Raw genomic sequence first — 16,743 nt, 5'->3', positions numbered from 1 at the left:
TACAGTTGGCCGAAAGAACTGGCTGTTTTCAACTTCTACTAAAGGAGCTGAAGCAAGTGCAGCAGTATTCAGCCTGATTGAAACAGCTAAATCCAATAAACTTAATCCATACGATTATATTGAATTCATCATGGATTATTTACCTCAACAAGATCTGGTTGAAGATCCAGAAAGACTGGACTGGTTCTTACCATGGAGTGAAGAGATAAAAGAAGAATTTGAAATAAAAGCCGACTAAATTGATCATTGTATCAATTCAATCGACCTTTTTAAATACACTATTTTATTTGGCGCTTACATTATAACTTTTATAAAATGAAATAATCATTAAACAAATCAGTATAAATTTTATCATTAGTAAATGTTTTTTTAATAATATATGTATTTCTGTTAACTCACTTTTTGTATAAATAAAAAAAATATAAAATACTACTAATATTCCCAAATAAATAAACAGCATGTTCTCTATTTCCAACCAAGTTATCCAATCTTTATTAATTATTTCTAATAATGATAAAGATTTACACACACAAACAAAAATATAACAAAATCCAATCAGTAAACTACATCTTATTAATTTTCTTATAAAAATCATAATACCACCGCCTATAATTTAAACCGCTTTCATTATATCATAAAAAAGAAGAGTAACACGCAAGTGCTACTCTTCATAACAGATTATTTCTTTTCGACAATATTATCAAGATCCTTAAAGATAGAGTGTGCTGGTACAACACCTCTTACTCTTGATAATGGATAAATATTACTATGTCTTCCTATAACAGTTCCTGGATTTAATACACTGTTACATCCTACTTCAACATAGTCTCCTAACATCGCTCCCATTTTCTTTAAGCCTGTTTCAATATTTTCATGATTAAAACGATCTTTTACAACAACTAAAGTTTTATCACTTTTAACATTACTTGTAATAGATCCTGCTCCCATATGAGATTTATAACCTAAGATAGAATCTCCTACATAATTATAATGAGGAACTTGAACACTATCAAAGATAATGACATTCTTTAATTCTACTGAATTACCAATAACGCAATCTTCTCCAACTAAAGCACTTCCTCTTATAAATGCACAATGTCTTACTTCTGTCCTTGCTCCTATAATACATGGTGCTCCTAGATAAGCACTATCAAAAACTTTAGCATCTTTATGAACCCATACATGTTCACTTATTTCATTATAATCATCACCGAGTGATGATCCTAATTCAATAATAAAGTCTTTTATTCCTTTTAATGCTTCCCAAGGGTATTCATATTTTTGCAAATATGAACTTGCTTGAGTATGATTTAAATCATATAAATCTGTTATTTTATACATATTAACAACCCCTTAAATCATTTATCTTTTTCAACTAATGTATGAATATAATCATTTACTTGATCATGTAAGTCTTCTCGATTTAAAGCAAAATCAATAGTTGCTTTGATAAATCCAAATTTATCTCCCACATCATATCTCTTTCCTTCGAAATCATAAGCATACACTGCTTGTCTATCTAACAATCTTTTAATAGCGTCTGTTAATTGGATTTCTCCCCCTGCTCCTTTTCCTTGTGTTTCTAATAATTCAAAGATTTCTGGAGTCAGTACATATCTTCCTAATACCGCCATTTGACTTGGTGCTTTTTCTGGTGCTGGTTTTTCTACCATATCTGTTAATTTAACAAGTCTTCCTTTGGCTGGATGTGATTTTGATGGTTCAACAATTCCATATTTACTAACATCTTTTTTCGCTACTGTTTGTACTCCTACAACAGAAGCTGATGTTTGTTCATATTGTTCAATTAATTGTTTCAATGCTGGTTTGCCTTCTTTATTGACAACCACATCATCTCCTAATAAGACTGCAAAAGGTTCATCTCCAATAAATGATTTAGCACATAAGACTGCATGTCCTAATCCTTTTGGTTCTTTTTGTCTAATATAGTAGATATTGGCCATATCTGCAATATCTTGAATCATTTTTACTTGTTCAAGTTTTCCTGATTCTTTTAATCTTTCTTCAAGTTCATAGTTTTTATCAAAATGGTTTTCCATAGCATGTTTATTACTATTTGTAATAATTAAGATTTCTTCAATTCCACTATCTACTGCTTCTTGGATAATGTATTGAATTGTTGGAATATCTACGATTGGCAACATTTCTTTAGCAATTGCCTTTGTTGCTGGTAAAAATCGTGTTCCTAATCCTGCTGCTGGTATAATTGCTTTTCTTACTTTCTTTTGCGAGATCTACTTATCTTCCCATTCAAATCCTTCACATTCAATTAATTGATCTTCCTCAAAATCTTTCGATGAAACTTTTCCTAAGATATCGTCCCATTTCATTGGGCTAATTCCATTTCCAGGTCTTTTACATGTGATATTTTCTTCAGTGAATATATCACCTTTTTTGATTTGTTTTTTTGCAACGATAGACTTTCTTGCAATTTTTTTATTTTTTCTTTCTGAATCTGTTACTCTTTTTTTACCATCACCTATAATAACTTCAGCCCTTCTAACAGATTCACATAGTACTTTTAAATCATCTGGCATAATAGAAGCTTTATGATCTGGTCCTTCCATATTACAATCTAAAGTAAAATGTTTTTCAATAAAGCAAATATCATATGCCAATGCTAGAATAGGTGCAACAAATCCTCTTGAATGATCTGAAAAACCTATTTTATAATTAGGAAATGATTTATGTAAATCACTAATTGCAGATACATTTACATCAATATCTTCCGTTGGATATTCTGTATTGCAATGTAAAATAATAATTTCTGCAGGAGTTCCTGCGTTTAAAATAGATAAAGCATTATTAATTTCATCAATCGTAGCCATACCAGTTGATAAAATTATTTTTTTATTTTCAATTTCTAGTTGTGCTATTTTTCTTAAATATGGTAAATTTGTTACTTCTCCAGAAGGTATTTTCCAAACGTTTTGTTTGATTGAATATAAAAAATCGATTGATTCATCATCAAATGCTGTAGAAAAAACATCTAAACCTAAATCTTGAGCATATTTTCTTAAATTCATGTAATCATCATGAGATAACTCTAATTTTCTTGTCATTTCTAATTGACTTTCTTGATTACCTGTATTTTTAATTTGGTATTCTGCTTTAGGTGCATATTTTGAAATTAATAACGATGAATTAAATGTTTGGAATTTTACAGCATCAACACCACATTCCTTAGCTTTATCAACCATTTTATAAGCTAAATCAACATTTCCATTATGGTTACACCCAATTTCAGCAACAATATATACATGTGACATTTCTATTTTTCCCCTTTCAAATTAAATTCTATATCATAAAATTTCTTTTTTAAGTCAATTCCATTTTCTAAATATTTATTAATGATATCTATAATTTGTTGGCTTGTGGTTCCATTTCCATATGGACTTTCCATTGTTTTTATAGAATCCCTAAACGAAGAACTTAAGCCTTTAGAAATGGCATCAAGTATAGCTTTTTTATTTGGATTGCAATCAATAATACTCTCACATTTGATTCTACCTTTTTGTCGGTCTCCAATATTAATAGTAGGAACTCTAAAAGATGGAGCTTCTAAAATACCACTTGATGAATTTCCAATAACTAGATGTGCATATTTCATAGCACTTAAGTATCTCACCATTCCTAAGCTAAATTCAGTATAAAACTTTTGTGGATACTTTTCAGCATATTGATCTATTACTTCATTAATTTTATTTCCACCAGCATCAGCATTTGCCTTTGTAATAATAAAATTCATATCTTCTACTTCTAAAAAAGCATCCAACATTTCTTTTACTTGTTGAACTGCAGTACCTTCTTCTAAAGTTACTGGATGAAATGTTACTAATGAATAATTATTTAAAGGAAATGATAAATTTTTTTCCAAATCTTCTTGTGTCATTAAAGATTGCGTTAATATATTTTCTACACCTAATCCACCTACATTAAACACTCTATCGGGTGATTCACCTAATTGAATTACTCTTTTTCGATATGGTTCACAACATGTAAAGTGTAAATAACTACATTTTGTAACAGAATGACGAACAGCTTCATCGATAGCGCCTTCTGTAGTTTCACCACCATGAATATGTGCAATTGGTATATGTTGATTAATAGCAGGAATAACCGCACCAAATAATTCGTAGCGATCTCCTAATACCAATAATAAATCAGGTTTAACATCTTTAAAATGTTTACTACATCCTAACATACATTCAGCAATAGCCCTATCCATATCAACGATTTCCTCATCATCTTTCAAAATAGGAAGTTTAATACTAATTGGAATTCCATCTTTTTCAATTGCTTGATATGTGTTACCATACTTGGCACTTAAATGAGCACCTGTGACAATTAAATCTAACTCTAGATCAGGATGTTCTACTATCTTTTTTAAAACAGGATACATTAAATGATATTCTGCTCTTGTTCCTGTTAAAACACTTATTTTTTTCATACAAGCTCCTTTCTATTTTACTATGCCTACAACCGTTTCTCCGTCATTTACATTTCTAAGAACCGTACTTCCTGCTCCCACAATTACACGATTCCCAATAGTCAATCCTTGTAAAACCGAACAATTTAAACCAAAATGACTTTCATTTCCAACATGAATATCACCAACAAGAACACTTCCAGGTGCTACATGAACAAAATTTCCAATCCTGCATCCATGTTCAATAATACTTCCAGTATTAATAATACAATAATTTCCAATTTCAACATCAGAATTTATTGTAGCACTTTTTCCAATATAAGCCATTTTTCCCAATCTTACATCTTTAGCTAAAACAGCATTAGGGTCAATAATAGTTACAAGTTCAAATCCAATGTTTTCAGCCATTTCAACTAATTTTTTTCTAAGTGAACAATTTCCAACACTACCTACTGTAATATGAGCTTTCTTTACACCTGATTCAAATAACTTTGGAAGAATATCATCTGTACCTAATACAGAAATTCCATAAACATCTGTTCCTATTGGTGTGGCTGGATCTGTTATTCCTACAATTTCATAAGAATCCAAAAGTAATAACGAATCCAAAACACCTCTGCAATAACCACCTGCACCTATTAAAACTAATTTATCCTTCATTAGTAATACCTTCTTTCCATATCTTTAAATTGAAATAAAAAGCTATACTGAAAAAAACTGCTAGAACACTTATTAATAATAAGTAAAGTATTGATGCACCTCTTAAACCATATAAACTAACAACTAATTGAGATAAAACAATTGCTAATACGCCACCAATTACATAACCTATTAAAATAATATTTTGATTTCTCATTAAAGTAATAATTGTCGTTAAAAAACCAACATACGCTAGAATTCCTCCTCCTAGCATTAAAATCAATAAGTCAACCTTATAATTTGATAAATCACAATTATATAAAATTGATAATACCGGTATTCCTAATACATACGATCCAATTAAAGCCACAATAGTTATAATTAATATAACAACTATCTGTCTTTTAATTAGCTGAAAAAATTGATCTTTATTCTTTGTTTCATAGCAATTGGCAACAGTTGTTAAAATAGGTTGAAATACAAAGTTGTTTAACAATCCTATTACAAAAACAGGCATTGAAATAAAACCATAATATGCTTGTAATTCAGAACTTAATAAGGCATCAATAGCATATTTTGGTGCATTTAATATATAAAAAGACAAAAATGAACCAGCAAAAATTGGAAAACAATCTTTTAAAATTCTTTTAGCATTAAAAAAATCAAATTGAATTTTAGGAAGATTAAATATTGAATATGTAATTTTTAATAAATAAACAAAAATAAGAGTTGAAAATACACATGTAATAATAGACGATATAAGCAAATCTTTAAATATAATCGAACACACGCATAAGCAAACTGTCGATAAAATGAGTCTAATAGACATACATTTACTTGCAACATCTAATCTTTCATGTTGCTGATACATCCCATGAAAAACATCTTCAACAGAATCAATTAATTTTAAATAACACATTAAAAAAACTATAACTGTTTTATCAAATGCATATTGATTACTAATACTCAAAAAACAAACATAAATACATGTAAAAATAATCATCAATATACTAACAATTACTCTATTTGAAAAATAATCATTAAAACTATATTTTTCATTTACATCTGTTACTTGATAATTTCTTACACCATATTTTCCTATAGTAATAACAAGGTTAGCAATAGCCCATGCAATAGTAAAAATACCAGCATATTCCATATCTAACGATCTAGTTAAAACCATAAGAATTATGACGGATTGAAATGCATTTATCAATCCGCCAATTGTATTCCAAATATAGCTATCTTTCTTTATATTTTCTTTTTTTCCTAATACAAAGCTTCTCATTATTTTACCTCTAAAACCCTATTTAACCATTCAATAGCCATTTCAAACCATTTTGAAACATTTGGAGATTTCATATGGTTATTTAATATGTTACCTTTATTAGTTAATATGTTATTTAAAGATAACCCATGTACGCCATATGTAAACATATGATATTCAACAATTCCCTTAACTTCTACTATTTTTTTTACAAATTCAATCGATTGTTCACAATCTACTAAATCATCTTCTTGTGTATTCCATATAAATGCTGGCGGATAATTACCATCAACATACAGTGTTGGATTTATACAATCAATAATATCCATATCAGATACCATTAATCCAAATTTCCCAAACTTATTAGGATGATTTTCATAATATGTTTTCATATCAATAAGAGGATATCCTAATATTGTAGCATTTAATTTAACACTTTCATAATTATATCCTAAATATTCAGCTATATTTTTACAACCAAGTAATGATGCAAGATGTCCACCAGCAGAAAAGCCACAACAAATAATTTTATTTGAATCTATTTTAAAATTGTTTGCATTTTTTCTAATGTATTTTAGAGACTCAAATCCTTCTAAAATTGGGTTAGGATACTTAGAATCATCATTACATGAATATTCTAAAACAAAACATGAATATCCTGCATTTAAAAAAGAAAAAACAACTGGCGAGTTTTCACAATCTTCAATTCTTTTATATCCACCACCTGGTAAAATTAATACTGCTGGATTTAAATCATTATTCCATTTATCAGTATTTCTTTTTAATTGATATGATGGTTTTATAATATAAGAATAAAGAGTTGCACCATTAAAAATATGAATTTTTTCTTTATCCATTAATATCACCTATCATTAATGATTTATATTCTTCTTCATCAATAAAAGGATACATATCTTCGATAGAAGGTGTTACAAATTCACCTTTATCATTAATTCTTGACATTACTTTTGGAGTGATTGGATCATCTAAGCGTTGTTCCACTTCTAAGATAACTTGACCTTCTTGACTGAATAACCAATCTAAACATTCGTCTAGTTCGCCATTTGAATGACAACATTTATATCCATATCCAAATGTATCAGCTACTTTTTCAAATGAAGGGAAACTTACTCCACTTTCCGCATCACACCCTACGTTAAATCCATTAAAGAAGTTTTTACATGTTTGTCTAAAAGCATTGTATCCATCATTAGAAAAAATCACAACTTTTACAGGTAAATTATAATGTTTAATTGTTTGAAGCTCTTGCAAGTTCATCATAATACTTCCATCACCTGTAACACAAATTACTTCTTTTTTACTTGCTACAGCTGATCCTATTGCTGCTGGTAAATCATATCCCATTGAACCACAGTTATTATTTGCAATTACACGTGAATTTTCATGTTTAATACCAATTTGTAATTTAGAACTTATACCCGTATTATTTCCAAGCGCTGCAATGCTATCATCTGGTTCATGTTCTTCAAATTTTTTCCAGAACATATATGAACAGACTCTGTCATCTGCACTTAAACCTTCTGTTGCTTCAAAAGGTGTAAATCTATTTTTTAATTTATTACAATAATCTATCCACTCATTAGGTACATTAACATGTTTAATTTTTGGTAAACAATAGTTAAAGAAATTTTTTAATTCAGAATGAATAAAATAATCAACTCTGACTCCTGGTTTTCTTACTTCATACTCATCACAATCTACCATTACAATTTTAGCATTAACAGCAAATTTTTCTTGTGTATATCCTGTAGTTTTGAATCCTAAGCTTGTACCTAGAGTAAGAATAAAATCAGCATTTTGTAGAATAAAGTTACCTGTTCTTGGGCCAATAAAACCAGAAATACCATAGTATAAATCATAATCGTCATATAATACATCCGCAGCAATTGCTGAAGCTACAACAGGGATACCAAGTTTTTTAGCAAATTCTCTAAATAACCCAAGATTTCCACTGTTAGCAATTCCATTACCACCGATAATTACTGGTCTTTTAGCATTACTAATCATTTCAATTAAATTATTAAATTCTTCTTCTTTAATTGTTGGTTCTTCTTTTATTTCTTCAACAGGATATAAATCTTCTTCATTTACCATCGCATTTTGAATATCTAAAGGAATATCTAACCAGACAGGACCTCTTCTTCCTGAAATAGCTGTTTTAACCGCCTTATTTATTTCGTTTTTTATTGATAATGGATCAGTAACCATCTTTGCATATTTTGTCATGTTTTTAACTGACCCAATAATATCAAATTCTTGATTTCCCCTAAATCTAAGTGGTAATCCAGTCTTAGCAACCGAAACTTCATATCTTATTTGTCCCGACATAACAAACATTGGAACACTGTCAACCCAAGCGCCCATTACTCCAGTAAGTGTATTTGTTGCACCAGGTCCACTTGTTACACAAACAGCTGCAATATTTCCAGAAGTTTTTGCATACCCTTCCGCTGCCATTGCACAAGCTTGTTCATGATGATGAAAAACAACATTCATATCGTCATTTAAACCTAGTGCATTATCAAGATGCATAGATCCTCCTCCAACAACACTAAAACAATCCTTTACACCTAATTCAACCAAAGTTTCAATAATAATATCTGCAACTCTTTTTTTCATTTTTAATTTTCTACCTCACTTTCAATTTGAATTTTTATACCTTCATCTAATGAAATAAATTTATAACCACCCATTTCTTCTAATAAACGTGAAATATTTGGTGTATACTCTTTATTCATTCCATCTTTTAAAATAATAACTTTTTTATCGCTATTCATTAATTTTAAAACTTTTTCAGCAATTTCTACCAATGTATAACGATCTCCACTAGCTATATTATAATCATGATATTTAGGTTTATTTTCAATAAAATAACTAAAAATATTTGCTAAATCATACACTTGAATATAATCAAATATACAGTTTTGTCTAATTGTTATATCTTTATCAGCTAAAACACTTCTAATACAATGAGTAATAAATTTTGATTCCCAGTCACCTGGTCCATAACATGCAAATAATCTCAAGTTATATACATTATCACTTTCTAAAGCAAGATGATTCATAACATATTTAGCAAAACCATATTCGTCTTGAGGAATTGATCTATCAAATTCCTCTTCACTAATTTGTATCATATCCCTTGTTTTATCTAATTCTGCACCTGATCCAACAAAATACAATCTTTTACAATATTTTCTCACTCTATAAAAATTCATAAAACATCTTAAACTATTTTCTGTCATTGAACCATTTTTGTCTAATTCATTTTTGACTGGGTTTGGATTTGCACTATGAATAATCACATCAAAGTTACCTTCTTTGACATATTTTTCAACTTCTGCTGTATCAAGAATATTCAATTCTTGTCTAGTTGGCGCATAAACATCATATTTTTTTTTCAATAAAGGAAGAACATTACTTCCTACCAATCCTGTTCCTCCTGTGAACAATACTTTAACCATTTTTATCACCGTTCATCCCATCATTTTTATTGCTTATATTATCTACACAACATTGAAAATAGTTTTTAATGTTATTTTCTTTAAAAAATAAGTTTGATTCTCTTATAGCAGCTCCCGTAGTAACAAATACAACTGCATTTTTATTTTCTAAAATAATATCTTTAGATGTTGTATTACATCCACAAAATTCAAAACGCTTATCTCTATCAACAATGCCAACAAGACGAGCATTTGGATAGTTTCGATCAAAATAACTTTTTATCAAAGTAGCTGTTTGAGTAACACCCCATAGAATATATTTAATTTCTTTATTAGCAAGACTATCAATATAATTATATGTATCATTCAAGAATTCAATATTATATTTTGGTCTTGAATAATTTTCAAAATAATAACTTAAATCATACATATATCGATTTTCTTCATAAGTTTTTAGTATTCTACTTTTAGCATTCTCCAATAATTGCTTTTTTAAATTTTCAAACTCGTATGGCTTAGGATTCCAATTTATTTGATCAAATTCTTTTTCTGTATATATTTTCATTATTTTATCAATTCCAGAAAATCTATAAGAATATCTATCCTTTGCAAAAACAACAGGTAATCCAGCAGCAGCACAAGGTAAAGCAGCATGAATTCTATCAGTAATTATTAATCTTGCTTCTGCTATATATTTTTCATACATTTTCTTACACAATTCTTCAGGTGTACCATCAAATTCATTCTTATAAAAAGTATGACTCAAGAATTCACAATCAGGTAATAATTCTTGTGGTATCTTTTCTTTTAGCTTTCCATTAACATCTACACATATTACTTTTTTTCTACCAATTAAATCTTTTTCATCAATTCTTTTTGGAAATCCAACTGACATACACGTATTTAAATAAGCTTTTATTCCATTTTTTCTCATATTTTTTAATGTATATTCATCTCGACAACCTATAGGTTCATATTTTTTAAAATATTCTATGTCTTTTTGTGTAAATGTGTCTTGCAAAACACATAATCCTAAAAATACAGGGATAATTCTATCAGAAAAACATGTGATAAGATCGTTATGACTATATGCTGTTAACGGAAAAGAAATTGGTAGTATAACATATTCTCCATTATATGTTGATAATTCATGATAAGGAATTCTTACAACTTCATCGTAATTAATTCCCATATATTTATATAAATTTTCTATCGCCAATAATTGCATATCATCACCAATAGTCAATCTATCATTTCTTTTTGTATAAATAATATTTGCAAATTTCATATAACCCTCCTTGACATAAACTTACTAGAAATTAATTCTTTCTTCCTCAATAACAATTGGTTGATTCATTTGACGAATGTTAATACATAAAATATATTCTCCTATCATTCCTATGCAAAACAAACAAATACCTTGAAAAAATAAAATAATCATTAATAACAAATATGTAAATATATTCATTAAAAATATATTAAAGAAATATAAGACAACACCTATTACTCCTAATAAAAATGAACCTATAGATAAAATTACTCCAATAAGTTCCATAAATCGAACAGGCGTTTTTGAGTAAGTTGTTATTCCTCTCATTGCAATATCAAACAACGAAAAAAACTTGTTTGAAGAAACTCCACTTTTGCGATTAGGTTGTATAAAATCAATCTTTTTGATTTTATATCCGTATTTTGCAACAAAACCTCTTATATATGGTAATGGACCATTATTTTCATTTATTATGTTTAAAAATTCTCTATCATATAGTCCAAATCCTGTAAAGTGCTCAATTTGTTCTACTGATGTAATTTTGTTCATTAATTTATAATAGCATCCTCTAATAAAATGCATTACTTTACTAGTTTCGCTTTTTTTCTTTATACCTATTACAATTTTATAACCTTTTTCCCATTCTTTTACAAATTTATAAATACATTCAGGAGGATCTTGAAAATCAGATGCCATTAAAATAACACAATCTCCTGATACATTGCATAATGCATTGGTACCCGACCCACCTCGAAAATTTTTTGCATTAATAATTGCTTTAACACAGTTATCTTTTCTACAAATTTCTTTTATCTTATCAATTGTTCCATCTTCTGAATGATTATCTGTGAAAAGGATTTCATAGTCATACTCGTTTAATCTATTATCAAATATTTTTTTTATTTCTTCATAAATTGGTATAACATTTTCAACCTCATTATAGGTTTGTAAAATAACACTTATCTTTTTCAACATTATTCCCCCTTTATTTTATTCGATTTTTTTAAATAACCCAACAGGTTTATCTGTTCCTTCGCTTCTATAATATCTATAGTATGATTTTATAAGTGCAACAGTTGGTTCTTTCTTGCCAAATATTTCTTCATTAAGATATGGTGAATTATCAATACTTGCATAATGAAAATAGTATATTGCATCATTGTTATCTATATATTTTCTATATTCTTCTACTGTATTAGAAACTGGTATAATGTCATTATATAATGTGTATCCATAAACATATGGGCCTAATATTTTTTCATTTCCTACGTCATTTCCAAGATCAATCATTACTTGTTTTTCAGTATATGTTCTACAAATATAAACATATTTAGTCGAAAAATAAAAATTAGTAATAATCAACATGAAAATTGAAATCATTGCTGAAAAAACGATATATTTTTCTTTTTTTATTTTCAAAAAAATTAAAATAAAAAGGAACATCATGGTCTGAATTATAATTGACAAAGCTAATACTTTTATTTCATTGATATTCATATCCATATAATGATTCTTATATAATTTAGTTTTATAACATGAATATGCAAAAAATAGTATTATACAACCAAACAATAAAAAGTGGATTATGCTTAAATTATTAATTGTTACCTTTAAATTTTCAAAATGAATAATAGTATTTACAATTAATATTATTAGTAATGGATAGAGTACAAAAGCCTTTCTTTCAACACAATCGGCTGCAAGAAGTGATTGTATAAAAAAACCAAATATAAATGATAAAAGAAAAATTTCTGATTCAACCAACTTGTTTTTATTTTTAAAAACTATATAAAAAAAACTTAATACTGCAATAATTTCAAATATGAAATTAAAAATAAACATATTAGAGCCAAAAAAATAATAGGCATTGTACAGTATGGCTTCAAAAAAATTTGAGGCTTGATTATATGTATTAACACTCGATCCAATAAGCCTTCCACTATAGTCGCTTATTGCAGAAAACAAATTATAGAATGCTCCTGATTTCCATACGATTAAATAATACGCTTCAGCTAACGATAACGCTAATATAAATCCTAAAAAAGAATATTTAAAAATTTGTTTTGCTTCAATTTTATTTTTCTCAATAAATAGTTTTATAATTATAATTACAAAAAAAGGCACTGCAACAAACACATTTGAGAAATACACAAAAAATATCGAACATACACATAAAAAAGATGTAATGAAATACTTTTTATTTAAGCTTTCAATCTTTAAATAAAAATAATATGTCATAATCAAGAATAAAGCTCTCAATATACTATTTTCAAAAATTCTACTTGCCAGTAAATACTGAAAATCGATACTCATAAAAAAGAATACCGCTAATATAATTATTTTAGTTTTTATATCCGACACACAATTTCTATTACATATTAGTTTTATAGTCTTCAAAGTGAAAAATAATAATAAAATTGAGAATATAATTGACGGCATCCTAAATGAATAATAATTATCTCCTGTTAAATTCAAAAAAATGAATTGTAAAAGATTTCCTATTATATTTGTTCTATATGAAGGTGCTGTATAGAATGAAACATTTCCATTATTATACAAACTATGAGAATTAAACAAATTCAAAGACATCTTTGAATACAGACCTTCATCTATCGGCATATAATATGACAAGCCATAAGAAGGTAAATCTGCATCTAACCAAAAAACTCTAAGGAGAAAAAAAGCAAACAATAGTATTATTAAACTTTTAAAAATAATATCAAAATTATTTCTTATAAATTTTTTTATCTTGAATAAATTCATTTTTCCTCCTTTATTAATGAACTTAGTATTTGTCTTGAATTTTCTAATTCATTTATTTGACCCATATCTAACCATTTGTCTTCAGTAATTGGATAAATTCCTACTTTCTTGCCATCATTCTTGATACGATTGATAACTGTTGGAAAGTCTACTTTTTCTTCACAACCGATATAATTAAATACATCAGGTTCTACAATATATACTCCAGTATTTACTAAAATCATATATGTTGGTTTTTCAGTTGAACCAACCAAATTTTGATTTTCATCGGTATGTATAACACCATAAGGAACATGAACAGACTTTAATGAAACAATCATAGTAATTACATTTCCAGCATTTTTGTGATATTCGTATATTTCATCATAATCTTCTAAAGTTAAGATATCACAATTTGTCAAATAAAAAGTTTCTTTAACTTGATCTTTTACATAATAGAGACCACCACCTGTACCAAGCTGTTCTATTTCTTCTCCATAATGAACATTATAATTGTGATCATTTTCTTCAAAATAGCTTTTTATCATTTCTTTCTTGTGATTAACAATTAAGTAAAAATCGTCTGATCCATAATTATTGAACGAATCCATAATCATTTCTACCATTGGTTTATCATCAATAACAGGTACTAGTGGTTTAGGTAAAACTTTTGTATAAGGGTACAATCTAGTACCAAGTCCTCCTGCCATAACAACAACAGGATAATGATATTTATTGATGTATACTGTTTTTTTAGGAAAATAAATATCTATTAATTCTTTTTTCTCGTTTAAAACTGGGATTAATGTATGTTTTGAATTTTTATATTTTTCATCAACCTTATTTAAACAATAATTAAAGTTTTCATTAATAAATGCTTTAATAGGAACATTTCTAATTCCAAAAACATGCGAACAATTTACTAAATCTCTTCTCGTAAAAACACCAACTACTTTTTCATTTTCAACAACAACTAATCCTTTAACAGCGTTTTTTGTCATTTGTGCCACCGCATCAGAAAGTTGCATATTCGAATCAACAATATAATCTTCTATCTTCATATTAACTCCCCATTTCTATGAATTTTTTGATTTGTTTTTGAGTAATTTCTTCAACACTTTGAGTTGCAATTCTTTCTTTTTCCCACTCAATTGTCATCTCAATCGCATTTTTAACAGAAGTTCTTGGCTTCCAATTAAAAGTACTTTTAATTTTTGAGCAGTCTAATTTTAAAAAGTTCGCTTCATGTGGACCATTATTTTCTGTAGAAATCCATTTTGCATTATTCCCCCAAATATTACAGAATAATGTTGCCAGAGTTCCTGTAGTAATACAATCTTTTTCATCTGGTCCTATGTTATACTCACTTGCAAAATTATAATTTTCATATTGTTTATAGGCAACTGTCATATATGCAAATAATGGTTCTAATACATGTTGATATGGTCTTGTTGAATTAGGATTTCTTAATACAATTTCTTTTCCATCTTCCATTGCTCTAACACAATCAGGAACAATTCTATTAGGTGAAAAATCTCCACCTCCAATTACATTACCAGCTCTACAAGTAGAAACAGGAATTTTAGCATCAGCTAAAAATGATTTTATGTATGACGAAGTAACAAGTTCACTGCATGATTTACTATTACTATATGGATCAAAACCATTTAATCGATCATTTTCTCTATATCCATAACACCATTCATTGTTTTGATATACTTTATCAGTTGTAACATTAACAACTGATTTAACTGTATCTGATAATCGAACACATTCTAATAGATTGACTGTACCCATAACATTTGTTTCGTATGTATAAACTGGATTTTTGTATGATTCTAATACAATTGGTTGAGCTGCTAAATGAAAAATAATTTCAGGTTTTTCTTTTTTGAACACTTCTTGGAAAAAATCCAAATCACGAATATCTCCAATATAAGAGGTTATTTTTTTTGATAAATTAAGCATATCAAATAATGCTGGTTTTGTACTTGGTTCAAGAGCACATCCTACAACATCAGCTCCCATATATAATAATATTTCACATAACCAACTTCCTTTAAATCCTGTATGCCCTGTTACAAGAACTTTTTTTCCTTTATAAAAATCTTTCAATTCCATCATTAGTTACTCCCAATTCTTCCATGGTGCCTTATTAGCATTCCAAAGTTCTTCTAATTTTTGTTTATCTCTCATTGTATCCATACATTGCCAAAATCCATTATGTTTATAACAATCAAGCTGACCCTCTTGTGCTAATGTTTCTAATGGTTCTCTTTCAAAAATTGTTTGATCTCCCTCAATGTATTTGAAAACTTCTGGTTCTAATACCATATATCCTCCATTGATCCATCCCATATCATCTTGGCTTTTTTCTCTAAATGATAAGACACTATTATTTTCAATGTCAAGAACACCAAATCTTCCTTCAGGTTTTACCGCAGTCATTGTAGCATAGTGACTATTTAATTTATGAAATTCTACTAACTTATTTAAATCAATATCACACACACCATCACCATAGGTCATCATAAATGTTTCATTTTCTACGTAATCTTGAATTCTTTTAATTCTTCCCCCTGTTAATGTGTTTAGTCCTGTATCAACAACTGTTACTTTCCACGGTTCAGAATGTTTGTTATGTACAATAATGTCATCACCTTTTGTGAAATCAAATGTAATATCACTCGTATGTAAAAAGTAATTTGAAAACCATTCTTTGATTACATGTTGTTTATATCCAGCGCAAATGATAAATTCATTAAAGCCACAAGCTGAATAATGTTTCATAATATGCCATAAGATTGGCATTTCTCCTATTTCAATCATTGGTTTTGGTTTTAAATAAGATTCTTCACTTATTCGAGTACCAAATCCTCCAGCTAAAATTACTACTTTCATATTCTCTTCC

At 28.1% G+C, this 16,743-nt stretch carries 16 protein-coding genes; 1 reads left to right on the top strand and 15 read right to left on the bottom strand.

All coding sequences use genetic code 11. The features are described from left to right. On the top strand, nucleotides 1-238 hold a 238-nt coding region (locus C7U55_RS11435), incomplete at its 5' end, for a transposase domain-containing protein (RefSeq protein ID WP_146139625.1). Nucleotides 239-678: 440 nt separating this feature from the next. Here the strand turns inward: C7U55_RS11435 and C7U55_RS11425 are convergent. The 15 genes from C7U55_RS11425 to rfbF are packed head-to-tail and all read right to left on the bottom strand — an operon-like array spanning nucleotide 679 to nucleotide 16,733. Continuing rightward, nucleotides 679-1,341 (bottom strand): acyltransferase, encoded by a 663-nt coding sequence (locus C7U55_RS11425; RefSeq protein WP_106988674.1) that lies wholly within the window; start codon nucleotides 1,339-1,341, stop codon nucleotides 679-681. Nucleotides 1,342-1,358: 17 nt separating this feature from the next. Next, nucleotides 1,359-2,255, bottom strand: a complete 897-nt coding sequence (galU, locus tag C7U55_RS11420; protein WP_106988673.1) for a UTP--glucose-1-phosphate uridylyltransferase GalU — start codon at nucleotides 2,253-2,255, stop codon at nucleotides 1,359-1,361. Beyond that, complete coding sequence (neuB, locus tag C7U55_RS11415; protein WP_106988672.1) at nucleotides 2,256-3,290, bottom strand: N-acetylneuraminate synthase; 1,035 nt, start codon at nucleotides 3,288-3,290, stop codon at nucleotides 2,256-2,258. A 2-nt stretch (nucleotides 3,291-3,292) separates the two neighbouring features. After that, nucleotides 3,293-4,471: a UDP-N-acetylglucosamine 2-epimerase gene (gene neuC, locus C7U55_RS11410; protein WP_106988671.1), complete on the bottom strand. Its 1,179-nt coding sequence runs from the start codon at nucleotides 4,469-4,471 to the stop codon at nucleotides 3,293-3,295. A gap of 12 nt (nucleotides 4,472-4,483) precedes the next feature. After that, nucleotides 4,484-5,110, bottom strand: a complete 627-nt coding sequence (locus C7U55_RS11405; protein ID WP_106988670.1) for an acetyltransferase — start codon at nucleotides 5,108-5,110, stop codon at nucleotides 4,484-4,486. Continuing rightward, entirely contained in the window at nucleotides 5,100-6,377 is a 1,278-nt protein-coding gene (locus C7U55_RS11400; RefSeq protein ID WP_106988669.1) for a lipopolysaccharide biosynthesis protein, read from the bottom strand. The genes C7U55_RS11405 and C7U55_RS11400 overlap by 11 nt, the downstream gene beginning before the upstream one ends. Next, nucleotides 6,377-7,213: an alpha/beta hydrolase gene (locus C7U55_RS11395; protein WP_106988668.1), complete on the bottom strand. Its 837-nt coding sequence runs from the start codon at nucleotides 7,211-7,213 to the stop codon at nucleotides 6,377-6,379. Before C7U55_RS11395 ends, C7U55_RS11400 begins: the two co-directional genes overlap by 1 nt. Next, nucleotides 7,206-8,996: a thiamine pyrophosphate-binding protein gene (locus C7U55_RS11390; RefSeq protein ID WP_106988667.1), complete on the bottom strand. Its 1,791-nt coding sequence runs from the start codon at nucleotides 8,994-8,996 to the stop codon at nucleotides 7,206-7,208. The genes C7U55_RS11395 and C7U55_RS11390 overlap by 8 nt, the downstream gene beginning before the upstream one ends. Nucleotides 8,997-8,998: 2 nt before the next feature. Further along, nucleotides 8,999-9,841, bottom strand: a complete 843-nt coding sequence (locus tag C7U55_RS11385; protein WP_106988666.1) for an NAD-dependent epimerase/dehydratase family protein — start codon at nucleotides 9,839-9,841, stop codon at nucleotides 8,999-9,001. Continuing rightward, on the bottom strand, nucleotides 9,834-11,108 hold the full coding sequence (locus tag C7U55_RS11380) for a polysaccharide pyruvyl transferase family protein (protein WP_106988665.1): 1,275 nt from the start codon (nucleotides 11,106-11,108) through the stop codon (nucleotides 9,834-9,836). The genes C7U55_RS11385 and C7U55_RS11380 overlap by 8 nt, the downstream gene beginning before the upstream one ends. 24 nt (nucleotides 11,109-11,132) lie before the next feature. Next, on the bottom strand, nucleotides 11,133-12,065 hold the full coding sequence (locus tag C7U55_RS11375) for a glycosyltransferase family 2 protein (protein WP_204638430.1): 933 nt from the start codon (nucleotides 12,063-12,065) through the stop codon (nucleotides 11,133-11,135). A 15-nt stretch (nucleotides 12,066-12,080) separates the two neighbouring features. After that, nucleotides 12,081-13,853: a glycosyltransferase family protein gene (locus C7U55_RS11370; RefSeq protein WP_106988664.1), complete on the bottom strand. Its 1,773-nt coding sequence runs from the start codon at nucleotides 13,851-13,853 to the stop codon at nucleotides 12,081-12,083. Further along, complete coding sequence (locus tag C7U55_RS11365) at nucleotides 13,850-14,893, bottom strand: sugar phosphate nucleotidyltransferase (protein ID WP_106988663.1); 1,044 nt, start codon at nucleotides 14,891-14,893, stop codon at nucleotides 13,850-13,852. The genes C7U55_RS11370 and C7U55_RS11365 overlap by 4 nt, the downstream gene beginning before the upstream one ends. Before the next feature lies 1 nt (nucleotide 14,894). Further along, complete coding sequence (rfbG, locus tag C7U55_RS11360; RefSeq protein WP_106988662.1) at nucleotides 14,895-15,953, bottom strand: CDP-glucose 4,6-dehydratase; 1,059 nt, start codon at nucleotides 15,951-15,953, stop codon at nucleotides 14,895-14,897. Between the two features lie 6 nt (nucleotides 15,954-15,959). Beyond that, nucleotides 15,960-16,733 carry a glucose-1-phosphate cytidylyltransferase gene (gene rfbF, locus C7U55_RS11355; protein WP_106988661.1) on the bottom strand — a complete coding sequence of 258 codons (774 nt, stop codon included), beginning with the start codon at nucleotides 16,731-16,733 and terminating at the stop codon, nucleotides 15,960-15,962. Nucleotides 16,734-16,743 lie beyond the last annotated feature (10 nt).

Source organism: Faecalibacillus faecis (assembly GCF_003024675.1).
GTDB classification, from domain to species: domain Bacteria; phylum Bacillota_I; class Bacilli_A; order Erysipelotrichales; family Coprobacillaceae; genus Faecalibacillus; species Faecalibacillus faecis.
This window is presented reverse-complemented; position numbering and strand designations above follow the sequence as displayed.